This window comes from Acinetobacter chengduensis, assembly GCF_003664645.1.
GTDB classification, from domain to species: domain Bacteria; phylum Pseudomonadota; class Gammaproteobacteria; order Pseudomonadales; family Moraxellaceae; genus Acinetobacter; species Acinetobacter chengduensis.
This window is the reverse complement of record NZ_RCHC01000013.1, coordinates 53,869-80,573: the sequence shown is the minus strand read 5'-3', so window position 1 is coordinate 80,573 and position 26,705 is coordinate 53,869. Positions and strand designations below refer to the sequence as shown.

25 protein-coding genes are annotated in these 26,705 nt (G+C 39.7%); 17 read left to right on the top strand and 8 right to left on the bottom strand.

Going from position 1 to position 26,705, the window contains the following annotated elements; all coding sequences use genetic code 11:
• The first annotated feature begins 108 nt into the window (after positions 1 to 108).
• Positions 109 to 1,398 carry a hypothetical protein gene (locus D9K81_RS12275; RefSeq protein ID WP_120375031.1) on the top strand — a complete coding sequence of 430 codons (1,290 nt, stop codon included), beginning with the start codon at positions 109 to 111 and terminating at the stop codon, positions 1,396 to 1,398.
• A 147-nt stretch (positions 1,399 to 1,545) separates the two neighbouring features.
• On the opposite strand, the gene D9K81_RS12270 is transcribed toward D9K81_RS12275, so the two are convergent.
• The gene (locus D9K81_RS12270) at positions 1,546 to 2,310 is read right to left on the bottom strand and encodes a glutathione S-transferase family protein (protein WP_120375030.1); all 765 of its coding nucleotides are present in this window, start codon (positions 2,308 to 2,310) and stop codon (positions 1,546 to 1,548) included.
• Positions 2,311 to 2,675: 365 nt separating this feature from the next.
• On the opposite strand from D9K81_RS12270, the gene D9K81_RS12265 reads away from it, so the two are divergent.
• The 8 genes from D9K81_RS12265 (at position 2,676) to D9K81_RS12230 (ending at position 11,155) form a co-directional block, all read left to right on the top strand.
• Positions 2,676 to 3,878: an SfnB family sulfur acquisition oxidoreductase gene (locus D9K81_RS12265; RefSeq protein ID WP_120375029.1), complete on the top strand. Its 1,203-nt coding sequence runs from the start codon at positions 2,676 to 2,678 to the stop codon at positions 3,876 to 3,878.
• 13 nt (positions 3,879 to 3,891) lie between these two features.
• Positions 3,892 to 5,124, top strand: coding sequence for an SfnB family sulfur acquisition oxidoreductase (locus tag D9K81_RS12260; RefSeq protein ID WP_120375028.1), 1,233 nt, complete (start codon positions 3,892 to 3,894; stop codon positions 5,122 to 5,124).
• Positions 5,124 to 6,515: an LLM class flavin-dependent oxidoreductase gene (locus tag D9K81_RS12255; RefSeq protein WP_120375027.1), complete on the top strand. Its 1,392-nt coding sequence runs from the start codon at positions 5,124 to 5,126 to the stop codon at positions 6,513 to 6,515. Before D9K81_RS12260 ends, D9K81_RS12255 begins: the two co-directional genes overlap by 1 nt.
• 125 nt (positions 6,516 to 6,640) lie before the next feature.
• Positions 6,641 to 7,483: a MetQ/NlpA family ABC transporter substrate-binding protein gene (locus tag D9K81_RS12250; RefSeq protein WP_120375026.1), complete on the top strand. Its 843-nt coding sequence runs from the start codon at positions 6,641 to 6,643 to the stop codon at positions 7,481 to 7,483.
• A 10-nt stretch (positions 7,484 to 7,493) separates the two neighbouring features.
• Positions 7,494 to 8,564, top strand: a complete 1,071-nt coding sequence (locus tag D9K81_RS12245; RefSeq protein ID WP_120375025.1) for a methionine ABC transporter ATP-binding protein — start codon at positions 7,494 to 7,496, stop codon at positions 8,562 to 8,564.
• Entirely contained in the window at positions 8,545 to 9,204 is a 660-nt protein-coding gene (locus D9K81_RS12240; protein ID WP_120375024.1) for a methionine ABC transporter permease, read from the top strand. The genes D9K81_RS12245 and D9K81_RS12240 overlap by 20 nt, the downstream gene beginning before the upstream one ends.
• A 106-nt stretch (positions 9,205 to 9,310) precedes the next feature.
• A complete protein-coding gene (gene ychF, locus D9K81_RS12235) occupies positions 9,311 to 10,402 on the top strand; it encodes a redox-regulated ATPase YchF (protein WP_120375023.1) in 1,092 nt (363 codons plus the stop codon).
• Positions 10,403 to 10,834: 432 nt separating this feature from the next.
• Entirely contained in the window at positions 10,835 to 11,155 is a 321-nt protein-coding gene (locus tag D9K81_RS12230; protein ID WP_120375022.1) for a hypothetical protein, read from the top strand.
• Between the two features lie 82 nt (positions 11,156 to 11,237).
• Here the strand turns inward: D9K81_RS12230 and D9K81_RS12225 are convergent, their stop codons facing one another.
• Positions 11,238 to 11,780, bottom strand: coding sequence for an Mpo1 family 2-hydroxy fatty acid dioxygenase (locus D9K81_RS12225; protein WP_120375021.1), 543 nt, complete (start codon positions 11,778 to 11,780; stop codon positions 11,238 to 11,240).
• A gap of 104 nt (positions 11,781 to 11,884) precedes the next feature.
• Between D9K81_RS12225 and D9K81_RS12220 the strand changes: the two genes are divergently transcribed.
• Complete coding sequence (locus D9K81_RS12220) at positions 11,885 to 12,595, top strand: Crp/Fnr family transcriptional regulator (RefSeq protein WP_120375020.1); 711 nt, start codon at positions 11,885 to 11,887, stop codon at positions 12,593 to 12,595.
• Positions 12,596 to 12,757: 162 nt separating this feature from the next.
• Here the strand turns inward: D9K81_RS12220 and D9K81_RS18425 are convergent, their stop codons facing one another.
• Both D9K81_RS18425 and D9K81_RS12215 read right to left on the bottom strand, forming a co-directional pair.
• Positions 12,758 to 12,907, bottom strand: a complete 150-nt coding sequence (locus D9K81_RS18425; RefSeq protein ID WP_171406925.1) for a hypothetical protein — start codon at positions 12,905 to 12,907, stop codon at positions 12,758 to 12,760.
• Positions 12,908 to 13,299: 392 nt separating this feature from the next.
• Entirely contained in the window at positions 13,300 to 13,782 is a 483-nt protein-coding gene (locus D9K81_RS12215; protein ID WP_120375019.1) for a hypothetical protein, read from the bottom strand.
• 103 nt (positions 13,783 to 13,885) lie between these two features.
• Between D9K81_RS12215 and D9K81_RS12210 the strand changes: the two genes are divergently transcribed.
• The 5 genes from D9K81_RS12210 (at position 13,886) to dapC (ending at position 20,388) form a co-directional block, all read left to right on the top strand.
• Positions 13,886 to 14,632: an AzlC family ABC transporter permease gene (locus D9K81_RS12210; RefSeq protein ID WP_120375018.1), complete on the top strand. Its 747-nt coding sequence runs from the start codon at positions 13,886 to 13,888 to the stop codon at positions 14,630 to 14,632.
• A 1-nt stretch (position 14,633) separates the two neighbouring features.
• Complete coding sequence (gene ygaH / locus D9K81_RS12205; RefSeq protein ID WP_120375017.1) at positions 14,634 to 14,981, top strand: L-valine transporter subunit YgaH; 348 nt, start codon at positions 14,634 to 14,636, stop codon at positions 14,979 to 14,981.
• A 301-nt stretch (positions 14,982 to 15,282) separates the two neighbouring features.
• On the top strand, positions 15,283 to 16,494 hold the full coding sequence (gene purT / locus D9K81_RS12200; RefSeq protein WP_171406924.1) for a formate-dependent phosphoribosylglycinamide formyltransferase: 1,212 nt from the start codon (positions 15,283 to 15,285) through the stop codon (positions 16,492 to 16,494).
• Between the two features lie 33 nt (positions 16,495 to 16,527).
• Positions 16,528 to 19,194, top strand: a complete 2,667-nt coding sequence (gene glnD / locus D9K81_RS12195; RefSeq protein ID WP_120375015.1) for a [protein-PII] uridylyltransferase — start codon at positions 16,528 to 16,530, stop codon at positions 19,192 to 19,194.
• A gap of 24 nt (positions 19,195 to 19,218) precedes the next feature.
• Complete coding sequence (dapC, locus tag D9K81_RS12190) at positions 19,219 to 20,388, top strand: succinyldiaminopimelate transaminase (RefSeq protein ID WP_120375014.1); 1,170 nt, start codon at positions 19,219 to 19,221, stop codon at positions 20,386 to 20,388.
• Positions 20,389 to 20,502: 114 nt separating this feature from the next.
• Here dapC and D9K81_RS12185 read toward each other — a convergent pair whose 3' ends face one another.
• The 3 genes from D9K81_RS12185 to msrB all read right to left on the bottom strand — a co-directional run bounded on the left by D9K81_RS12185 (position 20,503) and on the right by msrB (position 22,137).
• Positions 20,503 to 20,892, bottom strand: coding sequence for a TonB C-terminal domain-containing protein (locus D9K81_RS12185; RefSeq protein WP_120375013.1), 390 nt, complete (start codon positions 20,890 to 20,892; stop codon positions 20,503 to 20,505).
• Between the two features lie 346 nt (positions 20,893 to 21,238).
• Positions 21,239 to 21,721 (bottom strand): glutathione peroxidase, encoded by a 483-nt coding sequence (locus D9K81_RS12180; RefSeq protein ID WP_120375012.1) that lies wholly within the window; start codon positions 21,719 to 21,721, stop codon positions 21,239 to 21,241.
• Entirely contained in the window at positions 21,718 to 22,137 is a 420-nt protein-coding gene (msrB, locus tag D9K81_RS12175; RefSeq protein WP_106986368.1) for a peptide-methionine (R)-S-oxide reductase MsrB, read from the bottom strand. The genes D9K81_RS12180 and msrB overlap by 4 nt, the downstream gene beginning before the upstream one ends.
• 229 nt (positions 22,138 to 22,366) lie before the next feature.
• On the opposite strand from msrB, the gene D9K81_RS12170 reads away from it, so the two are divergent.
• Both D9K81_RS12170 and D9K81_RS12165 read left to right on the top strand, forming a co-directional pair.
• Entirely contained in the window at positions 22,367 to 23,797 is a 1,431-nt protein-coding gene (locus tag D9K81_RS12170; RefSeq protein ID WP_120375011.1) for a pyridoxal phosphate-dependent aminotransferase, read from the top strand.
• Between the two features lie 243 nt (positions 23,798 to 24,040).
• Positions 24,041 to 24,829: an rRNA large subunit pseudouridine synthase E gene (locus D9K81_RS12165; RefSeq protein WP_120375010.1), complete on the top strand. Its 789-nt coding sequence runs from the start codon at positions 24,041 to 24,043 to the stop codon at positions 24,827 to 24,829.
• Positions 24,830 to 24,891: 62 nt separating this feature from the next.
• Here D9K81_RS12165 and D9K81_RS12160 read toward each other — a convergent pair whose 3' ends face one another.
• Positions 24,892 to 26,595 (bottom strand): M61 family metallopeptidase, encoded by a 1,704-nt coding sequence (locus D9K81_RS12160; protein ID WP_120375009.1) that lies wholly within the window; start codon positions 26,593 to 26,595, stop codon positions 24,892 to 24,894.
• Positions 26,596 to 26,705: the final 110 nt, after the last annotated feature.

The window sequence follows — 26,705 nt, the reverse complement described above, 5'->3', positions numbered from 1 at the left end:
TTTTCAATATTTTACATTTTTATTAAATCAGTTTAAAAAAGATTTGCTTTATAACCATCCCAATCCCTACAAGTAAAGCAGATTAAAAATAACAAGGAATGAATAAAAATGGCAATTAAATTAATTAGTTTACTCAGCACTAAAATTAGTCCGGTTCTTAGCTCAAGTTCTCAACTCAGTAACATTCAAAACAGTCTCAGCACCATCATTAACCCGATTAGTTCAATCATCAGTTCAATTACTAATAAACCAACAACGATTGACCTGAGTAGCCTATCAAGCTCTTTACCTAAGCTTATGAGCCTGATGACCAGCTTAAGCACTAGCTCTACAAAACCAACGCTCAATACAGATACAATTAATACGCTGATGCAGACCCTACAACCTCTGCTTCAATCAACAAATGGCTCATCATCTATAAATCAAAATCAGCTTTTACAATCATTACCTACTGTCGTAAATAGCATCACCACTTTAATGAATAGCTTCAGCAAACAAGGAAATGTATCTGATAGCGTCACTTCTGCAATTACGGCTGTTAAACCTCTACTTGCAATTTTAGCAGGTGCAAGTAGCAACACGGATGTCACTCAAATTGTTAGCACACTCAATAAAGTACTTGAGATTGCTCAACCCATTATTCAAATTGCAGGTAGTACAACATCCGGCAACCTCGATTTTGGCGATATTGCGAAGGGTGCAACCCAAGCACTTATGCCATTGCTTGCATCCATAGATACGAGTAATTCTAAAATTGACATGGCACTTCTGCAAAAAGCATTACCTTCAGTGATTGGCAGTGTAACAACATTAGTAAGCACATTAACCAATGCCAGCGAAGGCAATATTCCTGAAACTATTTCAGGTGTGATTAAAGGTATTAATCCTTTACTCAAGCTACTAGCAGACAGTGGCAGTTTAGATACCGATCAAGTTACAACAGTGAATACCGTATATAACTTACTCAGCAGTGTAAAAACGATTATCGACTTTACAAGCAATCCATCATTGTTAACGCTTTCAACTGATCTAAATAATATTATTGACTCGTTGAAACCAGTCATTGCTGTACTGGATCAAAAAGGCGATTTCAGCAACCTGCTTGATGGTGTACACATTCCAGACTTGGGCGAACTACTCGGTAGCTTAAACAAACCCTCTACAGATCAAATCCACGACAGTAACAGCTCAACCACTATCACACTACCAAATCTTTCAGATCTTCTGTCTAATGCAAGTGGTTTAGGTCATATTGACCTTAGCGCAATTTCACCAGAACTATCTGCAACAGTAGGTAAAATTGCTGGCTTGTTAACAGGAAATATTCCTGAATTAATCAACACATTACCAATGACAGCACCAGTGCTAGATCTAAATACTCCTACTGCTTATGTTTAATCTACCTAGGCACAAAGTTCAATACTAAGCACTATAAAAAAACGCACCTGAAGGTGCGTTTCTTATAACAGTTCAAATCAATTCAAATACGCGTTTAGTTTTTATAGCATTCATGATTAAAGTAAATATAGCTCTTATGTGACCTCTTTAGACACCACGCCAATCTACTCGCGCATTGCGTTCAGTTTGATATATTCGCTGTACATATTGACCTAATGGTAATTCCTGCAAGTACATCTTATATTCTTTAAATTCATCCGATAATAAATTTTCAGATTCTTTTTCCCAAGGTGTTCCTGCAACTTCTAGAATCGGTGCAAGCATTGAACATACCGCAATATCTGCTAAACCAATACGATCACCGACAAAATACCGCCCACCCTGCTCAATAATCTTTTCATTCAGCTGTTCAATCAGTTGTTGCATCTGCGCTTTTGACGATGCCACTTTGTCTGTATCAAGCTGATAGCCCTTGGACATAATCGCTTTCAAAATTGGCTTGGTATATTTTTCAAATTGACGTAGGTAACCCTTTTCACCAATTAAAATATCCAGTGACTCACCACCTTCATTAAGCACATGTGATAAACCCCAACGACGTACATGTTGCCCTAACTCAATGGACATTAGATTGATATCTAAGGCTTGTGTGCGTAATTGTGGATCAGCTCTCAATAAGCCATGTTCAGGGTACTTTTCATCTAAATACAGTGCTATTTGCGTAGAATCTGCGACCCAACATTCCTCATCACGTAAAATAGGAAGTTTATTTTGACCTGTTTTTAGCTGAGCAAAAGCACGATGCACACCCGGCATCAAATTATGAGCAGTATACTCAAGCTCTTTGTGGTCGAGTAGCCAGCGTGCTTTTTCACAAAAATGCGATAAAGGAAACTGGTATAAGGTACGCATAAATACTCCAAGAATTATTGTCTTACCCAATCCATGCGGACAAGTATTTTAGTCAGATACTTTAGACATTGCCTCACTCAAAAACAATGAACTTTTTTTCCAAATTGCTGAATGTTTTGTCACTAAAGTTATTTATTTTTATACGATTTTATCGCATGAATATCTAAATTCGATATATACCGCTGATTAAAAACTTCTAAAAAACAATCAAAAATAAAATATTTCAATAACTTATCATATACGTAAAATTAAAAAATTCAGCAAGATAAATTCATAGGACATTTTTGTATAAGGTCATCTAAAACTCACATTTAATTATTGAAAGCAGAGCAGTTAGCGTTTGGGGATTAAATATAGGTGCTCTTATGTCTCGTTTAACTGCCGATAATGTTCATGTTCTTGAAAATGACCAAGATGCCATTACAGCGGCCTATCACGTCGCCGACTTTGCTTTAGAGGGGCGTAATCTTCGTGATCAAAAGCGTCAACTTCCATTTGCTGAAATAGAACTCTTTAGCCAAAAAGGCTTAGGCGCCATGCGAATACCCAAGCAATACGGTGGTGCCTTCATTTCAAATAAAACTTTGGCGCATGTATTTCGGATCTTGAATCAGGCGGATTCAAGTGTTGGTCAAATTCCCCAAAACCAAATCAGCTTACTGAATTTGGTGGATATTATGGGTTCAGAAGAACAGAAGACCTTTATTTTTAACCAAATTCTGCAAGGTAAAAGACTTGCCAATGGCGGTCCAGAGCGGAATACCAAAGACAGTAAAACCCTCAATACGCAATTAAAAATTGAAGATGGTCTTTACATCGTGCAAGGCGAAAAATTTTATTCTACAGGCAGTAGCTTCGCCGACTGGTTAGCTATTAAGGCAATACATCCCGAGGGTTATGTGGTACTGGTCATTTTGCCAGCCAAAGCTGAAGGTGTAGAAATCATTGATAATTGGGATGGTTTTGGTCAGCGCACTACCTCAAGTGGCACGATCAAGTTGAATCAAGTTGTCGTTGATCCATTTTTAATTTTTGATGAACGTAAGCTCACTACACAGCCGAGTTACCGTGGTGCTTATTCACAGCTATTACAAGTTGCAATTGATGTGGGTATTGCTGAAGCTGCTTTCTCCGACACAATCAGCGCGGTAAAACGCGCTCGACCAATAATTGATGCACAAGTTGCAAAAGCTAGCGAAGAACATTTCACACTACAAGAGGTTGGTAAGTCGGCAGTGCTATTAGATGCTGCTATTTTACTTTTAGATGATGCAGCCGAATATCTAGATGAACTGGATCAATTAACCAGTGTTACAGAAGAACAAGCAGCCAAGGCGTCGATTTTAGTTGCAGAAGCCAAAGTGTATGCCAATGATGCTGCCCTACATATCTCCGAAAAACTACTCGAATTAGGTGGTAGTCGCTCAAGCCTAAGTACACATCAATTTGATCAACATTGGCGTAATGCACGCGTGCATACATTACATGATCCGATTCGCTGGAAATTACATGCCTTAGGGGATTATTACCTCAACAATAAACACCCTGCCCGCCACGCTTGGATTTAAAGGACGACTCAACATGACCTCATTTCATAACCTTGTTTCTTTTCAATCTGATACTGTAGCGAATGTAGCTCCTGCCCATATTATTCGTTCAGACGCAGAAGCGATTGAAATTGCCACTCAATTAGCAGAGCAATTTCAGCACAATGCAATTAAACGAGACGCGGATCGACGACTTCCCTTTGATGAAATTGAAACCTATAGTCAATCGGGTCTATGGGCCATTACCGTACCTAAAGAATACGGCGGTGCCGAAGTATCAAGTTATACTGTTGCCCGTGTTATTGCTCTCATCAGTGGCGCAGATGGTTCGATTGGTCAAATTCCACAAAACCATTTTTATGCCCTTGAAGTACTCCTTAATACAGGTACGGTACAACAAAAACAAAAACTCTATGCAGAGGTGCTCAAAGGTGCCCGCTTTGGCAATGCCTTGGCCGAGTTTAAAACCAAAAATTCCACACAAAAATACAGCACCATTAGCACTACAAACGACGGCTTTGAAGTCAATGGTGAGAAATTTTACTGCACAGGTAGTTTGTTTGCACATCGCATTCCAAGCTTGGTCAAAAATGCCGAAGGCCGTGAATTTCTCGCTTTTATACCCCGTGAAAGCGAAGGGCTAGAATTGATTGATGATTGGTCTGGTTTTGGACAGCGCACAACAGGCAGTGGCACGGTTAAATTCAATCATGTAAGGGTCAAAGCTGAGGATGTCATTGCATTTGATGATGCATTTAGTCGGCCTACTTTGGTTGGACCTTTTGCTCAAATTATGCATGCAGCGATTGAAACTGGCATTGCACGAGCAGCCTTTGAAGAAACCTTACTACGTGTACGCCAAGCCCGCCCTTGGATTGATTCAGGTGTAGATACTGCAACCGAAGATCCTCTCACTAAATTTGAATTAGGCCGTATTGTTGCTGATGTACGTGCTAGTGAACTGCTACTTAAACAAGCAGCACATTCTATTGATGCGGCTAAACCACATCCAACTGTAGAAAACATTGCCAAAGCTTCACTAGATGTTGCCAAGGTTCGCGCACATAGTACGGATACTGCCCTCAAGGCATCGTCTAAACTAATTGAACTTGCAGGTAGCCGAGGTAGTCAACGCAGTGATGGTCTCGACCGTTTTTGGCGTAATGCACGCGTACACACTCTACACGATGCCTCACGCTGGAAATATTATTTCATTGCGAACTATTTGTTAAACGGTGTACTTCCACCACGACGGGGGACACTGTAATGACACAAATACCGAATAAAGAAATTATTTTAAATGCCTTCGACATGAATTGTGTAGGTCATATCAACCATGGCCTATGGACACATCCACGCGATGAATCACACCGTTTTAATGAACTCAGCTATTGGACAGATTTGGCCAAGACACTAGAACAAGGCTTATTTGATGGGCTGTTTATTGCTGATATTACTGGTGTATACGACGTCTATCAGGGCAATATTGATTTAACCCTAAAAGAATCCATTCAGTTGCCCAGCCATGACCCAAGTACTTTGGTTTCAGCAATGGCTGCCGTGACGCAACATTTAGGCTTTGGCGTGACCGTCAATTTAAGCTATGAAACACCCTATCAATTTGCCCGTCGTTTTGCCAGTTTAGACCATTTAACCCAAGGACGAATTGGCTGGAACATTGTGACAGGTTATCTCGATAGCGCCGCTCGTTTAATTGGTCAAGCAGGCCTACAAGACCATGACCTACGTTATGAGCAAGCCGAGGAATTTTTAAGTCTTTGCTACAAATTTTGGGAAGGCTCTTGGGAACACGATGCTGTAATAAAAGACAAATCCCAACGTATATTTACCCAGCCTAGCAAGGTACATGAAATACACCACCAAGGTCAGTTTTATCGTAGCCAAGGTGTATTTCAAGTGTCTCCTTCAGTACAACGCACACCTGTTTTATTTCAAGCTGGCGCTTCTGCGCGTGGCTTAAGTTTTGCAAATCAACATGCAGAGGCGATGTTTATTGGTGCAGACCAACCCCTAAAAGTAAAACAGCAAGTTGAGCAAATTCGAGCTCAAACCCTAAGCCATGGTCGCAACCCAAATCAACTTAAACTATTGGTGGGTATTAGTGTGATTACTGCTGAAACCGATGAACTCGCTCAACAAAAGCTTGCCGAATATATAAGTTATGCAAGTCCAGAAGCTGGGTTGGCTCATTTTTCAAGCTCAATTGGCATTGATTTAAGTCAATTTTCGAATGATGAAGCCATTCCATATCAAAAAACCAATAGCATTGCATCTGTAAACCAACGCTTTAAATCACAAAAAATCACACCAAATGATTTAAAGGCCCAATTAAAACTCGGGGGACGTTATCCCTTATTTGTCGGTAGTGGCGCCAGCGTTGCCACGCAATTAATTCAATATTTAGATGAGACTGGCATTGATGGTTTTAACCTAACACGTACAGTTGCACCTGAGTCACATCATGATTTCATTCGTTATGTGATACCCGAATTACAACAACGTGGGCGCTATAAAACTGCATATCGTCAAGGCAGTTTAAGACACAAACTTTTCCAAGAGGGCGATTTACTCCCGCACACGCATCCTGTTGAACAGTATCGATGTCAACCGCAAGTCACAAAAACCACTTCAGATTAGACTGTAGCAAAAGAAAGTATCTTAGCTTAAATCCATCGTAGTAATGACAACCTCATGCCGAAGTTGCACACATTAAAATCAGTCTACATCTATTAAAAAACTATTGAAAATAAGAGTATTAAATTATGGCATTAACTACAAAAACTAAACTCAGCTTAATTGGGGTCATTGTCGCAGTGCTGGTAATTGGCCTTGTGATTTGGAACCAAAAACGTAGTACAACGACAGATGAAATTGTGATTGGGATTAGTCCACCTTTTGCCAAACCTTTACAAGTTGCAGTAGATGAAGCAAAAAAAGACGGCATCAATGTCCGTTTGGTCGAATTCTCAGATTGGAATACCCCAAACATTACCTTAAATCATGGGGATATAGACGCGAATTATTTTCAACATCAGCCCTTCCTCAGTAATGCCATAAAAGAAGCAGCTTATAAAATTAAGCCGATTGCACATGGTATTGCCACACATGTTGGCCTGTATTCTAAAAAATACAAAAGCCTTCAAGATGTGCCTAATGGCGCTCAAGTAGTGATTCCAAATGATCCTGTTAACCAAGGCCGTGCGCTGTTGTTATTACAACAAGTGAAACTCATTAGCTTAAAAGATCCGAATAATCATCTTTCAAATTTGCAGGATATTTCTAGCAATCCTAAAAACTTCAAATTTGTTGAAGTTGAAGGCCCACAAACTGCACGCGCAGTAGATGAAGCAGACCTCGTCTTTAGCTACCCACATTATTTACGCCTTGCAGGTACGCTCGATCCAAATGATGCACTGGCTTTTGATGACACCACCAGCAACCGCTATGCAATTTTATTTGTAGTACGTGATGATTATGAAACACAGCATCCAGAAAAAGCCGAACAATTAAAAAAATTCATTCATATTTATCAAAACTCAGCACAAGTGAAACACGCAATCAATGCTGAAGTTGGTGAAAAACTGTGGTTTGCGGGCTGGAAATAAGGAGTCAATTATGGTGAGTTTTGGTACACATAGCGAATTTGCACTCCCTGCCATTAAAATTCGCAACTTAAATAAATACTATGCTGTCCAAGGCAAGCAAGTGCATGCACTTAAGAATATCAACCTAGATATTCCCAAGGCCTCGATCTTTGGCATTATTGGAAAAAGTGGCGCTGGAAAATCATCACTCATTCGCACCCTAAATGGCCTAGAGCAATTGAGTGACGGTAGCATATATGTACAGCAACAAAATCTTGCAGAGCTTTCACATGCGCAGTTAATTCAACTGCGTCAACGTATCGGCATGATTTTTCAGCACTTCAATTTAATGTCTGCCAAAACTGTTTATGACAATGTTGCACTCCCACTCAAAGTATCTAGCTTTGCCAAAGTAGATATCGATCAACGTGTAAAAGAAGTGTTGCAATTGGTCGGCCTAAGCGATAAAGCAACCTATTACCCGTCTCAGTTATCGGGCGGGCAAAAGCAACGTGTGGGGATTGCACGTGCTCTGGTTCACCACCCTGAAATTCTACTTTGTGATGAAGCCACATCGGCGCTTGATCCTGAAAGTACTTCAGCGGTATTAAGCTTATTAAAAGAAATTAATCAAAAACTTGGCATTACCATTGTGCTAATTACCCATGAAATGCAAGTGATTCGTGAAATTTGCGATCAAGTTGTAGTCATTGATCAAGGTGAAATTGTAGAGTCTGGTCAAGTGTGGTCGGTATTTTCAAAGCCACAACAAAAGATCACTGAAGAACTTCTGAGCTTAGAACAGCTGGATATACCACTGACCTATGATTTGGAAAAAACTAGCCAGCATCGTTTGAGCATTTTAAAACTGCGTTATGCCTCTGCCCTTGGCCAGTCACCAGACTTGAAACTGATCTTTGAACAATTTGATGCACCCGTACATCTCATACAAAGTCATGTGGATAGTATTCAACAGCATCTTATTGGTTCATTGGTTGTAGCCTTTGCTTCGACCGAATTTGATCTTGCAACCCTTTCTAGCAAACTTGCACCTTATATTGCACAAGTGGAGGTACTCGGCTATGCACAATCAGCTCATTGATTTACTCATTACAGGTACAATTGATACGCTGTTAATGGTTGGCTCATCTGCCCTCTTTGCTCTTCTAATTGGCTTACCTCTAGCAATTATTTTGGTCAGTACATCTGAACATGGCATTTATCCAGCCAAACACATTCACCATAGCCTTGGTTGGATTGTGAACCTGACACGCTCTGTACCTTTTTTAATTTTAATGGTCGCGCTTATTCCTCTCACTCGCTGGATTGTGGGTACCAGTTATGGCGTTTGGGCTGCTGTGGTTCCGCTCACTTTGGCGGCCACACCATTTTTTGCACGTATTGCAGAAGTCAGCCTTCGTGAAGTTGATCAGGGTTTAATTGAGGCGGCTCAAGCCATTGGTTGTAATCGTAAACAGATTATTTGGCATGTGCTTTTACCCGAAGCCCTTCCTGGCATTGTCGCAGGATTTACCGTGACAATTGTAACCATGATTAACTCTTCTGCCATTGCTGGTGCCATTGGTGCAGGCGGTTTGGGTGATATTGCTTACCGCTATGGTTACCAACGCTTTGATATGCAAATTATGCTTGCAGTCATTGTGGTCTTGGTCATTTTGGTTATGCTGGTACAAGCCACAGGTGATTTACTCGCTACACAACTAGATAAACGTAAAATATAGACACCCCCACAAAAGCTTACACGCTCCCTATGCAAGCCATGACTTTATTATGGCTTTCATGTAAAATCGTCGGCAATTTTATATATAACACGATGTGAGTTATTTCATGGGTTTTAATTGCGGTATTGTCGGCTTGCCGAACGTTGGTAAATCTACTCTTTTCAATGCGCTAACTAAAGCTGCTATTGCTGCTGAAAACTTCCCATTCTGTACGATCGAACCTAACACAGGTATCGTTCCAGTACCTGACCCACGTTTAGATAAATTAACTGCAATTGTAGGCCCGCAACGTGTTATTCCAACAACCATGGAATTTGTAGACATTGCTGGTCTGGTTGCTGGTGCATCTAAGGGTGAAGGTTTGGGTAACCAATTCCTTGCAAACATTCGTGAAACTGATGCGATTGCACACGTTGTGCGTTGTTTTGAAGATGAAAACGTAATTCACGTAAATGGTAAAATTGATCCACTAGATGATATTGCAACCATTAACACTGAACTTGCTTTAGCCGACTTAGAAACAGTAACTAAAGCAGTTACTCGTTTAGCTAAATCTGCGAAAAGTGGCGATAAAGAAGCAATCGCAACAAAAGCTGTTTTAGACAAAATTTTACCTTTGCTTGACGAAGGTAAACCTGCACGCGCTGCAACATTAGACGACGACGAACGTAAATTAGTTCGTGGCTTTGGTTTATTGACTTTAAAACCAACCATGTACATTGCCAACGTTGCAGAAGATGGTTTTGAAAACAACCCACACCTTGACGCTGTTAAAAACTTAGCAAGCTCTGAAAATGCGATTGTTGTACCACTTTGCAACCAAATTGAAGCAGAAATTTCATTACTTGAAGATGAAGACCGCGCTGAATTTTTAGAAGCTTTAGGCATGGAAGAACCAGGTCTAAACGTGGTTATTCGTGCAGGCTACGGCTTACTTGGTTTACAAACTTACTTCACAGCAGGCGTACAAGAAGTACGTGCTTGGACAGTGAAAATTGGTGCAACTGCTCCTCAAGCAGCGGGTGTTATTCATACCGACTTTGAAAAAGGCTTTATCCGTGCTGAATGTGTCGCTTATAACGACTTTGTTCAATTCAATGGTGAAGCTGGTGCAAAAGAAGCTGGTAAATGGCGTTTAGAAGGTAAAACTTACATCGTTCAAGACGGTGACGTTCTACACTTCCGCTTTAATGTATAATTTAAATACATTGAAAAAAGCACCTTCGGGTGCTTTTTTTATATCACCATACAGCACGTAGTACTGAACCTATTTACAGACTCATTAAGACCTATTGAGATACTCATTTTACAAAATGCGATTCAGAAAAAAATGATCATATTCGTGAGCAAATACAGCATATTTTCGATAAGATGTGTGTTAAATCTATAAATCAAATTCGCCTATATATGTATGATTTCAAGACCATTTAAATATTAATAAAAATTAAACCAATATACAAACATATATCTTTAAAGCATTAAAATGAAACCAAACTTAAGAATAAAAATAAAATACATAGCCACACTATTGATCTCTCACACCAGCATCAAAACTTCTACAGATATAGAGCGCATTTCGGCATATTTTAACGATTAGGCACCAACGCCCTTTGTTATAAAGATAAAAGCAATGAAAAAATTAAGCACAATAATCGCAGCAGGTGTTTTAAGTGTACTCAGCGCAACAGCATTTGCATGTCCTAAAGGCACCACACTCACAGGTGGCACAGGTGCAAATCATAAAGGTGGTAAATGTGTAGCGACGCAACCCGTACAAGCACACAAACAAAGCTTAAAGTCTGAAAAGACTATTGCTAAAACTGAGGCTAAAGTAGCAAAAACTGAAGCTCAGAAAGCCAATGTAAGTGCTCAAAAGGCCAAGGCTAGCGCAGAAAAAGCAACACAAGATGCTCATACCGCACAACACAATGCCAAAGTGGCAAAATCATAAACGGGTTTGAAATTTGAGCATTTAAAAAGGCTGATTTTAAATCAGCCTTTTTAATAGGGCTATATTTACCCTCAATTTTAATTCATGACGTGCTAGCCGAATGCACTACTTTCGCATCCATCAATTCACGTTGCTTATGCGCTTCTTGTAGCATTCTATGTTCCATGTCTTTTCTAAAACCGAGCATAAACACCATTTCAGCTAAAACAAATAATGGGCCAATGGCTAACCCAATCACATCATCCATAAAAGCAGGCTTTTTCTTTTCATAAAAATGACCCACAAATTGAAATACCCATCCCACCACAAATATTGCAATACTTGCACTTAACCACGGAGCCACTCCCCACTGTGCAATGCTATATGCGAATGGATACATCAGGACAAATACCACCAACATAATAAAGCCAAAAATTCGATCTAGGCTAAGATAGTACAGAATACTCAACAGCATAATAATGAGTGCCAAAGTAATTTCAACGCCAGAAATCACGATCCCTGCACGTGCGGTTAAACAGATAATGGAAAATACAATTAGAGGAATTCCCACAAAATGCGTCAGTATGTTTTTATGGTCTAAATGATAAGCCGCATATTGGCTTAATAGGGTTTCAAGTTTAGTCATCGCCAGCATCCTTGTACGAGTAATGATTTCACTATATAAAAGGAGTACAAGATAAGTTGTCGTATAGCCGACAACTAATAAAAATAAATGGATTTTTTACCTCAATGCTAGATCAACACTACCAAATGCAACTCAGCAATAATTATTGGTATGCACAGCTTAGCCCAGCGCATCAGCAATATATTGCCAGCAACAGCCAGCTCATTGAGTTTAACAAAGACCAAAATATCTTTTTATCTGGCGACACCTTTAATGGCATGTATGCTGTTTTAGAAGGTGCTATACGCTTAGGCTATATTGATATCCAAGGTAAAGAAGCTGTCGCTGCAATTGCAGAACCAATTATGTGGTTTGGTGAAATTTCACTGGTAGATCAACTGCCCCGCTCACACGATGCAATTGCACTACAGAAAACCACGGTACTGCATTGGCCTAGTCGAAGTATTCAAATTTTACTGAGCGAACAACCCCAGTTTTGGTTTCACATTGCCCAACTCACCAGTCAAAAACTACGCTTTGCATTTTTGGAGCTGATTTCAATTCAAACTCAAAATATTCGCCAACGCTTAGCGCAACGTTTACTGTTTATTTTAAATGGCTATGGCAACCATATTACCATTGAGCAACGCTCGATTCACCTTTCTCAAGAGCAACTTGCACAATTGTTGGTATGTTCTAGACAAACCATTAATCAAGCATTGCAAGAGCTGGAAAAGCAAGGTGTGCTAAAAGTGGCTTTTCGTAAAATTGAAATTTTAGATTTAGCACTGCTTCATAGAATTGCACATACAATTGCAATTGATGAGCTTAAATAGCGCAAGTTGATTGTGTAAAGCTGAAACTGTGGCGCTTATATACTTTTTAATGCTCAATCGTTTAGCCAAGATGTTTAGGTAACATTTAAGTGCAATCATCTGCACCAATATCGACACCCTAGTCTTTTCTGATCAATTTAAGGGCATTGATCTCGTACAAACTTAAGATAGAAGTTTGCACACATCTACACTATCAAAGCCATTTTGACAGTTCGCAACTTCATTCGATTGTTCAGTATTGCCGTTGGCACTGACATTGGCTGCCATACTCAACATAAGAACTGAAACCATACACAATAATGCTTTTTTCATCTTAATCACCAATTCTTTATTTAATTTTTAATACAAATAAACTTAATTTACAGGATTATTTTTACACATTTTATCAAATAATGATAATTTATAATTTTTATTATCTTATAAATTTAAAGTATTAATAATCCGTATTAACTATAAGTGGTTTTTGCTTTTTTTGTTTTGCACCAATTTTTTGACTTAAAAAATACATTTCTTTCATAAAGATAGAACATATTAGTTTTGGCTTATACCACTAATATCTATCTATAAAGTAGATAGCTGTGATCGATAAAATGACTTTTTTTAATCTAAAAAACTTTCAAATATGCAAAATAATATGCATAAAAAAGCCGTAAATTGATATTTACGGCTTTTTTAGTGCGTCTTTATCAGTAACTCAATCGTACTTAAACACCAATTTTTTTAGGGTCTGTATTCCCTAGATTTGGGTTATCAATTGCACCCTGACATTGTTTCTTATCTCGTTCGTAATCTGCTTGCTTAGGAGCGACATCTCCCGAACTTTCAAGCATTTCACGTGCCCAGATATCTAAACTGGTCAGCGCTTTACGACACAAAGCATATTTTCCTTCCGTTACAGAGTCTGTCATTTTGACGTTAATACGCCAGTCTGTACTCAATTTACGTACAGGCTTGCGTACTTGCTCTTCCAACACCGCTATTTGCTTTTCGTAGACCAAATGATCCACTTGATTGATCAATTTCCATGCTTCATTGGCATATACCGTTGCATCATTCGTCAGTTTGGGAGCAGGTTTAATCACCACTTTCTCTTCAGTCTGATCTGAACTATTGCTACATGCTTGCAACATCCACACGCTGCACAGCAAAATAGTTGTTTTAAAAACAACTGACTTAAAGCTAAACATAGCGAATTCACTTATCCAAACATTTCGGCACTATGCTAGTAAATTCAGGTACAATACTCAACGTCGTTTTGACCCTTTGTTTAACCTCCCGCTAAGGTGTGTCGTGTCTGAACACAAAACTCCTCCTATAAAAGTAGCTGGTTTTTGGCAAGGTGCCAAAGATAGCCAAGCCATTATCTTTACTTATCTTCCTGTTTCTTTTGCATTTGGTGTATCTGCTACACAATTCGGCTTTAGTGCTTGGGAAGCTTTATTTCTCTCCTGCTCTATGTATGCTGGGGCCAGTCAATTTTTGGTCGTTGCCTTACTGGGTAGTGGTACGTCTATTTGGATGACTGCGCTGACAGTGATTGCATTAGATATTCGACATTTACTTTACGGGCCAGCCTTGCAAAATCTTATTCAAGACCGGCTGAATCTAAAGAAAACTGCTGTATGGGCGTGGGGTTTAACCGATGAAGTTTTTGCTTCTGGCATGATTAAACTTTCCCAACGTCGCCAAGAGTGGTCTGAATCTTGGATGCTCGGCTTGAGTTTATTTAGCTGGATGTCATGGGCACTAGGTTCTTTTCTGGGGGGATTATTTGCCGATCAAGTCAGTAACTTACCGCAATTTTTACAAGCTGCGCTCGATTTTTTACTACCTGCATTATTCCTAAGCTTCTTACTCGCTGCCTTTGAACGCAAACATACTTTTGTGGTCGCAGTCACCGTCGTAGTTTCCGCTATTGCTTGCTATATGATTGACTTATCCGCTGCGATTTTCATTGGTATTTCTTCAGGCATTTTGGCAGGTTTGTTTAAGCACTATGTTTTAAAACGCCCCGACCCAGAGCATCAAGAGGCCTAACATGAACTTAGAAATTATCATTGTTGGTATATTAGTTGGAATTGCCAATTTTGCTTCCCGCTTTGGGCCATTTTATTTTATTCAAAAATTTCAACAAAACTCGCCCAAACGTGGCAAGCTCTGGCTCAAAATTGCCTTAGGCGCAATTGGTATTTCTGCTATTAGCTCGATGCTGGTGGTTGCTACACTTCCGCCCTTATTGGAAACGCCAAACAAAAGTATCGCCATGCTAGCGGGTTTTATAGTTTTAACAGGGTTATACTTCAAATTTAAGCAAATTGTACCTGCCACCCTCACTGCAGCATTAACCTATGGTGTTGTATATACATATTTACCTTTTCATTTTTAAAATTGGTTGATTTTTGACATAAGCGCATGCTCATTTACATGCGCTCTTTGTGTATTTTCTTTGTATTGACATCTCAGCTCAATTTCAACTCTGTTTTGTATTTCAAAATTACATTAATGCGATGATTTATTTCAAAATAGATTATTATTTTAAAAATCTAAGCATTTAATATAAATATGATTTTTCCTATCACCATCAGCTTATAAATAAAATTGTTGGACAATATCATTTATTTATGTGAACACACGCTTAACTGCTTATTTAGTTCTGCTATGCTAAAAGCCCATAAAATCAAGCATGGATGATTTACATGAGCGTGACTATTGGTACTCCACTTCAGGCTTCTGCGTTTAAAGTTTTACTTTTAGGCTCAGGTGAACTTGGTAAAGAAGTGGTTATTTCACTGCAACGTCTTGGTGTGGAAGTGCATGCCGCTGATCGTTATGACCATGCTCCTGCAATGCAAGTTGCACATTTTTCACATACGCTCAATATGGCAGATCCAGCCGAATTAAAACAATTAATAGAAACCCTAAAACCCAACTTGGTTATTCCAGAAATTGAAGCCATTGCCACACAAGTTTTAGTCGAATTAGAACAATCTGGCACTACAATTATTCCTTCAGCGAAAGCAGTTAATCTCACCATGAACCGTGAAGGAATTCGTCGCCTAGCTGCCGAAGAACTCGGTTTACCAACTTCTGCTTATCGATTTGCAAATACACTCGAATCTTTCCGTGCTGCTTGTGATGATATTGGCTATCCAAACTTTGTTAAACCTGTAATGTCATCTTCAGGCAAAGGCCAATCACGCGTTAAAAGCTTTGAAGAAGTCGATGCTGCTTGGGAATATGCTCAAACAGGTGGTCGTGTAAATCAAGGGACTGTTATTGTTGAATCACAGATTGATTTTGACTTTGAAATTACCTTACTCACAGTACGTGCAAAAAATGCCGAAACAGGTGAAATTGAAACTTCATACTGCGACCCAATCGGTCACCGCCAAGATTCAGGCGATTATGTAGAAAGTTGGCAACCTCAATTAATGACATCAACTGCACTTGAAGAAGCTAAACGTATTGCGCACAAAGTTACGGCAGCTTTAGGGGGCTGTGGCATCTTTGGCGTTGAACTGTTTGTCAAAGGCGATAAAGTGTGGTTTAGTGAAGTATCTCCTCGCCCGCATGACACTGGACTTGTTACACTTGCATCTCAGTTCCAAAGTGAATTTGAACTACATGCACGTGCCATTTTAGGCCTACCTGTAAATACTGCACGACACAGCACAGCAGCCAGCGCTGTCATTTATGCGGGTGTTGATGACACTAATTTGTCATTTTCTGGCTTAAATCTTGCTTTGGCAAATCCGAATACAGATTTACGCTTATTTGGCAAACCTGAAGGCTTTAAGCGCCGTCGTATGGGGGTAGCTACCGCACGTGCTGAAACGACTGACCAAGCACGTGAACTTGCAACCCAAGCCGCCCAACAGGTGAGTGTTCATCAAAATTAAGTTAGTCATACACATAACAACGGACCCTTGTTCATGATCAATACCCTTCCATTGCTGGATTATGCTCAAAATAGCCACGACATTAAAGCCATTAACCAATGGCGCACGGATGTTGAAAATCAGCTACAAGAGCGTTTTGAACAAGGGCTATCGATTCGTGAAATTATTGTCACTCGCTCTAATCTGATTGATGAAGCACTTAAATTTTTATGGCGTCATGCTGAATTAGAACAAAGTCAATTAGGACTTTTTGCGGTGGGTGGCTATGGTCGACGCGAAATGCTTCCTTACTCAGATGTGGATATCATGATCCTCTCTGAGGATGAAATCCCCAAAGAACTCGAAGCACAAATTTCTACGTTTATTTCTTCTCTTTGGGATGTTGGTAACTTTAAGCCAGGCATTAGTGTACGCACGATTGCTGACTGCGTCGCACAAGCGGCAAGTGACCTAACTGTTGCAACTGCATTAATTGAAGCGCGCTTAATTACTGGTAATGAACACCTTGCAAAATGGCCACGTCGTATTGTGTCGCAAACATGGACGGATAAAACCTTCTTTGATGCCAAAATGCAGGAACAAACCAAACGCCATGCACAACATAACAATACCGAAAGCAATTTAGAACCTGATATTAAAAATGCACCCGGTGGTATTCGTGACATCAATCAAATTGGTTGGATTGCGAAACGTCATTTTCGTGTTAATCGTATATATGACTTAGTTCATTTAGGTTTTATTTCAGAATTTGAACTAGGCGTACTCGAAGAAGCAGAAAGCTTTCTTTGGGAAATTCGCCATCATTTACACCGCTTAACCAAACGCGATGAAAATCGCCTCTTGTTTGATTATCAGCGCGAAATTGCCGCTAAATTTGGCTATCTGCGTGAAGAAGACAAATCGCCTAATTATCCAATTGAACAGTTGATGAAACGCTACTATCGCAGTGCGCAACAAGTCTCTACCTTAAATGAAATGTTATTGGCGTATTTTAATGAGTCTGTGATTACGCCACGCTTGCCAAGTTATGAGCGAAAGATTGAAGAAATCAACGAAAATTTCAAATTAGTAGATGGCAAACTTGCCGTTCAGCATCACAAGACTTTTTCAGAAAATCCAAGTGCAATTTTAGAAATTTTCTATTTACTGGCTAATCGACCTGAAATTGAAGGTATTCGCGCACGCACATTACGTTTATTGACCTTAGCTGCTAAGCGGATTGATCAATCTTTTAGAGATAATCCCGTACATAAAGCACTATTTATGGAGATTATCCGCTCACCATACCGCCTATATGACACCTTGGTGGCCATGAAACGTTATGGTGTTTTGGGTAACTACATCCCTGCTTTTGGCCAAATTATGGGCCTCATGCAATATGATTTATTCCATATTTATACGGTCGATGCGCATACCCTGCTACTTCTGCGTAATTTAAATCGTTTTAAAGAACCTGAATTCGCAAAAGACTTCCCTGTCGTCAGTTCGGTCTTCCAGCGCCTAGCACGTCGTGACATTGTATATTTAGCCGCAATCTTCCACGACATTGCCAAAGGCCGCGGTGGTGATCATAGTGAACTCGGTGCATCCGATGCTATTGCCTTTTGTTTAGCACATGGCTTTACTGAGCGTGAAGCAAATCTAGTGGCATGGCTGGTCAAAAACCATTTGCAAATGTCTGTAACCGCCCAGAAAAAAGACATTTCCGATCCAGATGTGGTTAAAACCTTTGCTGAAACCATGGGTGACATGGAGCATTTAGATTATCTCTATGCTTTAACAGTTGCAGATATTAATGCAACCAACCCAACGCTTTGGAATACTTGGCGCGCATCTCTTATGCGCCAGCTTTACACCCAAGCGCGCGATGTGATTCGTTCGGGTATTGGCCGACCTGTCGACTATCAAATGCTGATTGAGGACACCAAATTTGCAGCCAGCGAATTATTGGTTGAAGAGTTTTCACTCGATGATGTCGAAAAAGTATGGCAAGAATTGGGCGATGAATATTTTGTCAAAGAATCTGCCAATGAAATTGCATGGCATACCCGTGCCATTTTACAGCATGGTAGCAATCCAGAACCGCTAGTGCTCATGCGCGCACATCGTAAGTTTGCCCAAGATGCCGTGCAGATCTTTATTTATACTCAAGATCAACCCAACCTATTTGCAACAACAGTTGCCGTACTTGACCGGATGAATTTAGACGTACAAGATGCGCGAATTATTACTGCATTGAAGTCTTTTAGCTTAGATACTTATGTGGTACTCGATCGTTTTGGTACTTTGTTAACAGACCCTGATCGTGAACATACTGTTATTGATGCTTTAATTAAAGCACTGAGCCAAGCCGACGTTTACCCAGGTTTAATGCAACGTCGTATTCCTCGTCAGTTACGCCATTTTGATATTGAAAATACCGTTACAGTGACGCTCAATGAAGCCTTACAACAAAATATGGTTGAAATTGCGACACTTGACCACCCCGGCTTACTTGCTAAAGTCGGTGGTTTATTTATGATGCAAGGACTAGATATTCACTCTGCACGAATTGCAACATTAGGCGAGCGCGCAGAAGATATTTTCTTTGTGACTAAAAAAGATGGCATACCTATGAATGCAAAAGAAGCAGAAACATTTGCAACGCGACTTAAAGCCGCGCTTGATGAAGCTTCAAATCAAGTATGTAGCCATCATTAACTTAATTTAACTGGTAAAGGTTTCATGAACTCTAGTTTGTCATTATTACATCCATATCCATTTGAAAAATTAAATAAACTTTTCGCGGATATACAACCAGCAGCACTGCCGTTAATCCCACTATCTATTGGTGAACCAAAGCATCCTGCACCAGAGTTTGTGAAACAAGCCATTATTGACAACTTTAAACACCTTTCAACCTATCCAAACAGTAAAGGTTTACCAGAATTACGCAGTAGCATTGCACAATGGCTAGCACGTCGCTTCAAGTTAAATACTATAAGCGCTGAAAATCATGTACTTCCAGTATCGGGTACACGTGAAGCGATTTTTTCTTTTGTACAAGCCTTAGTGAACCGTGAAGAAGCGCCTTATGTGGTGATGCCAAATCCGTTTTACCAAATTTATGAAGGTGCAACTTTACTTGCTGGTGCGCAACCATATTTCATTAACTGCACAGAAGAAAATAACTACCTTGGTGACTTCGATGCAGTCCCTGCGGAAGTCTGGGAAAAAACAGCATTGTTATTTGTATGCACGCCAGGCAATCCAACAGGTGCCGTATTATCAAAAGAACAATTTAAGAAACTGATTGCGCTGTCTGATCAATATGACTTTGTAATTGCTTCGGATGAATGCTATTCAGAGCTTTGGTTTGATGAAGCACCTGTCGGTTTACTTGAAGTGTGTGCTGAAATGGGCCGTGACGACTATAAAAACTGTGTCGTATTCCATTCGCTTTCTAAGCGCTCAAACCTTCCTGGTATGCGCTCTGGTTTTGTTGCAGGTGACGCGGCACTACTCAAACCTTATTTGCAGTATCGTACTTACCACGGCGCAGCAATGCCTGTGCAACATCAACTGGCGTCAATTGCCGCTTGGGATGATGAAACACACGTAGAAGAAAACCGTCGTTTGTACCGTGCAAAATTTGAATTATTCCAAAATGAGCTTGGTCATTTACTGCCACTACAAAAGCCAGATGCTGGCTTTTACTACTGGTTAAAAGTAGACAATGATGAAAGCTTTGCCAAGATGCTGATGGAAAAAGCACACATTAAAGTACTCCCAGGTCGCTATTTATCACGTGATACGGCGCAAGGCAACCCTGGCGAAAACCATGTGCGTATGGCACTGGTTGCTGATATTGCACAATGTGAGCAAGTCACCCAACGCTTAAAAACGATCTTGTAAGTATCAATTAAGCATAAAAAAGCCCCAACTTTGGGGCTTTTTTATTATCTTCAACACCAGCGATAAACATCCCAAATACGACTAAAGCACGGCATTTCAGATACTGATTTTTCACTAAAGCGGTGGTACAACATTAAATTCATGGACTAGACTATAGCGCAGTGTTCTTTCCACCATAGGCAATGGCTGTAATTTGGCTTGCTGTAAAGCATCATGTACTTTTTGATCTACACGAAGCGAACCTGAGGATTTGATGGTTTTAGATTGAAGAATCTGACCTGACCCCGCCTCTACAATCATTTCTACTTTAACAGGCTGACGGTAGCTCTGATAATCCTCCGCATTCACCCGAAAGGATGGCTGTACGCGCCATGTGACTTCATATTGTCGTTTCGCAATTTTAGGATCAATCACATAGGGTTTATTATCAACTTTATACTCAGCCACAGGTGTGGTCAGCATTTTTAAAAGTTCATCGGTTTTAGTATCCGCAAAAGCAGACATAGAAAAAACAGCACTCAAAGAAATCCATACAAAGTAAAATTTATAATGTCGAACCACAACAACCCTCTTATAGATTTAATTTATGAGTAATTTTCAGTACTTAGCTAAGCATATCAGCAAGGTGTTAAACACGCGTTAAGCTACTCACTTCAATATAAATGAACCCTGCTATCTTTGCAAAATAAGCCCTGTAGAGCTCAATTTTTATTGCTTTTTAAATTACCGATGAACAAAATTTCATGCAGATAAAGATAAATCCTAACGCAAATAAAAAAAGTAACCCATAGGCTACTTTTTATTTGCACAATATGCATAAATATTTACTTTTAATGCAGATCAAGCTTTTTTAACTAGCAAGTGCTTTTTCTATATCTGCTTGTAAATCTTCTGGCTTAGTGGTTGGCGCATAGCGATTCAACACTTTGCCATCTTTACCAATTAAAAACTTTGTGAAATTCCATTTAATACCACTTCCTAAAATTCCTTTAGAATTATTGGTTAAATAGCGAAAAATCACATGTGCTTCTGCGCCTTTGACATTTACTTTGGCAAACATTGGAAATGAAACACCATAGTTTTTTTCGCAGAAGCTACCAATTTGCTCATTAGAACCTGGGTCTTGACTACCAAATTGGTTACATGGAAAGCCCAATACCAGTAAGCCTTGATCTTTATATTCTTGGTAGAGCTTTTCTAGCCCAGAAAATTGTGGCGTAAAACCACATTTACTGGCTGTATTAACAATTAAAAGCACCTTGCCTTCATAGTCGGCAAAAGATTTGTTTTTCCCATCTAATAATTCAGCTTCAAACTGATATATGTTGGTCATGGATAAGTTTCCTCGTCATTTTTTTCTTGTGTTTTTAGGTCTAAGGAAGCCGAATTCACGCAATAACGCAATCCTGTCGGCTCTGGGCCATCAGGAAAAACATGCCCTAAATGTGCGTCACAATGATGACAAACTATTTCAGTTCTGACCATACCGTGCGTCGTATCCAGATGTTCTTCAATAACCACACCATTAACAGGACGTGTAAAGCTTGGCCAGCCACAACCACTGTCAAATTTCGACTCTGACGTAAATAATGGTTCACCACAACAACGGCATACATAGGTGCCTTCTTGCTTGGTATTCCAGTATTTGCCTGTAAATGCAGGCTCTGTTCCTTTTTGACGCGTAATGCGAAACTCTTCTGGCGACAACTCTCGTTGCCATTCTCGTTCTGTTTTATTGAGTTTTCCCATGATGACGTCCCTTTATATCGTGCTATTTAAAATAGGATAATCCTATATTTACGTCATTCAATGTTAAATTTCTAGTCTTTATTCAACAATTTACAAAATCTATATAATGACCAAAAAAAGCAAAAAGTAAGCAATCAAAAATCCATAGTAAGCAATTTTACAAATTAAATGCTTTTTTGTAAGCAAAATTAGTGTTAGGCTTAGCTCTACTCTTGCTCAGGATTAAAAAATGTCGCAGAAAAAGAGCGTGATTTTTAAAAACCTGCTGCCCGTGATTAAACAATATCAGCAGGCTGGATTTACGCATGAAAAAATTGTTGCTTTACTTAAAGACGAACACCATCTTGATTTAGTAACAACCGAGACATTTAAAAGCTATTTATACCGTTATGCAAAAGAGACCTCCACTCCTTCCGAGACTATAAAAATGCCGAACACTATTAACACCCCACGCGAAATTAAGAAATCGTCTAAGCTTGAGCATGTATGCTACGACATTCGCGGACCAGTGTTACGAGCGGCCAACGAAATGGAAGAAGCAGGCCACAAAATTATTAAACTCAATATTGGCAATCCCGCGCCATTTGGCTTTGAAGCGCCTCAAGAAATTATTAATGACGTTGCATTAAACCTACCCAATGCGATTGGTTATACCGACTCAAAAGGGATTTTCCCTGCGCGTAAAGCAATTTGCCAGTACTACCAACAAAAAGGCATCTTAAACATGCACGTGAATGACGTGTATGTCGGCAATGGCGTATCTGAACTGATTGTTATGGCCATGCAAGGCTTGCTCGATGATGGCGATGAAATGCTGGTGCCAATGCCAGATTATCCGCTATGGACAGCAGCAGTTAATCTATCTGGTGGCACAGCAATTCACTATAAATGTGATGAAGAAAATCACTGGTATCCTGATATTGCAGATATGGAAAGCAAAATCACAGCAAATACTCGCGGTATTGTGATTATTAATCCTAACAATCCGACAGGTTCTGTATATCCGCGTCATGTGCTTGAACAAATTGTGACTTTGGCGAAAAAATATGATTTGATTCTGTTTGCAGATGAAATCTACGACAAAATCATCTATGACGGTATTGAACACGTGTCTGTCGCAGCACTGGCGGGTGACCATCTATGTGTATCTTTCAATGGTTTGTCTAAAGCATACCGTATTGCGGGTTATCGCTCAGGTTGGATGGCCATTACAGGTGATAAATCACGTGCGATGGACTACATTGAAGGCTTAGACATGCTCGCATCTATGCGCCTCTGTGCAAACCATCAAGCGCAATATGCAATTCAAACCGCTTTAGGTGGCTATCAATCAATTAATGACTTGATCCGTCCAGGTGGTCGTTTATACGAGCAACGTAACATTGCTTGGGAAATGCTCAACAACATTCCAGGTGTATCATGTGTTAAACCTGAAGGTGCGATGTACTGCTTCCCTAAACTTGATCCAGAAATTTATCCAATTCAGGACGATGAGAAGTTTATGTTGGACTTCTTAAAAGCAGAGAAAGTTTTGCTTGTACAAGGTACTGGTTTTAACTGGCCGACCCCTGATCATTTCCGTGTAGTGTTCCTCCCTGCTGAAAATGAACTTCGTGAAGCATTAACTCGCTTAGGTCGTTTCTTAGCAAAAATGCGCTAATTCAATTTTTCTAAAAAAACCGCATGCTATGCGGTTTTTTTTTGCATCAACACTCAATCACAGACAGTCTACTGAGTGTTTTTAAAAAATATTTGCGGTTATACATTACTTTTAACCCGTCTTCACGCATAATACTCACATGCAAATTCACTTTATTTGAGATTTATACCAGAAACATCTGCGTTTCTTTTTTAATAAATCCTCACAAATTTCTAATTCATGTAATTACAGAAGTTATTTTTTATGAAAATCGTCATTTTAAACAAGCCTTATGACGTGCTCTCCCAATTCCGTAAAGACGAAGCCCACATGACTGTGTCTGACTTCGTAGACGACCCAACATTGCGTTTGGCTGGTCGTTTGGATATGGACTCTGAAGGCTTAGTATTTTTAACAGACCACGGTGGCCTAAACCAATACATCACCAATCCTGCCAATAAAAAGTTTAAAACTTATTTGGTACAAGTCGATGGTGATGTCACTGAAGAAGCTTTAGAAAAACTTCGCCAAGGTGTTGAATTAAAAGATGGTATGACTTTACCTGCCAAAGCAGAAAAAGCTGAACAGCCAAAATGGTTATGGGATCGTGATCCTCCAGTACGTTACCGCGCAAATGTACCAACCTCTTGGGTTGAAATTTCAATTTGTGAAGGTCGCAACCGTCAAGTACGTCGTATGACTGCCGCTGTTGGTTTTCCAACTTTACGTTTAATTCGTACCAAAATTGGTTCTATTGACTTAGTTCAAATGGCTTTACAACCTGGTGAAACTAAAGACATCGAACCTTTATTGTATAAAGACTTCCAAAATGTTCCGAAGGAAGAACCATACCGCTCACGTTCATACGTGAAAAAACCAGGTGGTACGGGTGGTAAGCCAATGGTACGCAAAAACAAAGATGGTTCTGTGAAAAAATCTGGGACCAAGCGTATTTGGCAAATGGATGAATCTGAACGTCCTAAACGTAAAACCAATGGTACTACGCGTCCTAATACGAAAGCACCTCGCGGTCGCGGACGTAATGGCCGATAAAAACTCAGTTGTATAAAAAAGGATGCTTAAGCATCCTTTTTTATTTATATGGCGTATATAAATTAAACATTAAGCCATTTTTTCGCTTTAGCCTGATCTTCAACTTTTAACTCAACTTCAGTTAAAACTGAACCACCAGCATTCACTTCAAATGTCATTAATTCATCACGACGGAACGCATGTACAGTAAACACGCCTTCTTGCTTAGCATATTTTTCAGCAAGTTTGACTGTTGCCTTAATACCATCAATCGCCACAATTACATCATTTGCAGAAAGACCTGCTTGAGCTGCAATACCATCACGGCGTGCAGAATTAATCACTACACCTTCGGGTTTATCTGTAAGTTTCAAACCAAATGGCAAAGCCTTGTCGTTATTTAAAACATAACTTAAACCAAACTCAGGGAATAATTGATCCAGTGGCAATTCATCAGTGGTATTAATTAAATGATTGATTTGTTCAATCCAATTATCACCTGTGAGTTCATTGCATAACTCTACAATCGTGCGTTCATTAACTTGTACACCATTTTGCGCATTTTCATACAACTTACGCATTAAGGCATCAAGGCTAGAACCACGCAAACGTAAACCCAAATCCAAACATAAAGCCACCAAGCAACCTTTATTGTAGTAGCTAGTACCTGCGTTATTTGAGTTTTCATCCTGACGATAAAACTTCACCCACGCATCAAAACTTGATTCAGATACAGATTGGATCGCGCGACCTGGGTTTTGCAAATAGCGATCAATTTGAGCCTTCAATAATTTAATGTAGGAATCTTGAGAAATCACACCACTACGAAGCAAAATTAAATCATCGTAATACGAAGTAAAGCCTTCAAAAATCCACAGTAACGAGGTATAGCCTTCTTTATTTAAATCATAATTTACAAAGCTTTCAGGACGAATAAATTTAACCAGCCAAGAGTGGAAATATTCATGGCTACATAAACCTAAGAAACGCTGATAATCCGCTGAAGGCTCTACAGGTTCATTGGATTTTGGTAAGTCATCACGTGGGCTAATTAAGCTAGTGCTGTTCGGATGTTCTAAACCGCCATAACTATTCCCTGTCGCCATGGTCATAAAGGTATAGTCTTTAAACGGTGCAGAACCAAACATCTGAATTTCAGTCGCGCAGATTTTTTCAATATCTTGCTGCATACGAGTAGCATTCATAGCATGTTTGCCAGACACTACAAACTCATGTGGAATGCCTTCGGCCTCAAAGCTAAAACGCGTTTGCTCTGCAAGCTCAAAAGGCGCATCAATGAGTTGCGCATAATTATCCGCTTCCAAAGTGAAACGACCTTTCACTAAAGTACGTGACTTAAGACCTGTGGCCAATTGAAAGTGTTTTAACTCTTGCGGTAAAAATAATTCAACTTCAATCGCTTTATGCTCTTGACCTTCCAAAGCCAAACATACACATGCAGGATTTACATATAGACGCTTTTCATCCACATACGCACCACGTACAGACAGGTCATAAGCATAAACATCATATTCAACCGTAATCAGCTCATGATCGGTGTTAAATAAGCGCCATTTATTTTTTTCAAATTTTTGAATTTTTAAAATACGACCATCTTCATCATAAGCACGTACAGATTCAATATGCTTAGAAAATTCGCGGATTAAATAGCTACCCGGAATCCATGTTGGGAGAGACAGGATTTGCGTTGGATCTGCAAGAAAACGTGCAGTGACATGAACCAAGTGCTGACGATAATCGTCAAATTCGATTTGATAATGCAACATAATGGGCAATATAAAATAAAAATAGATAACTTAGGAACTAGCTTAACATTTTTTTATCGCTACAGCGCTGAACTGTCGTAATTGTCTACAATTAAGACTAGTCACCGATA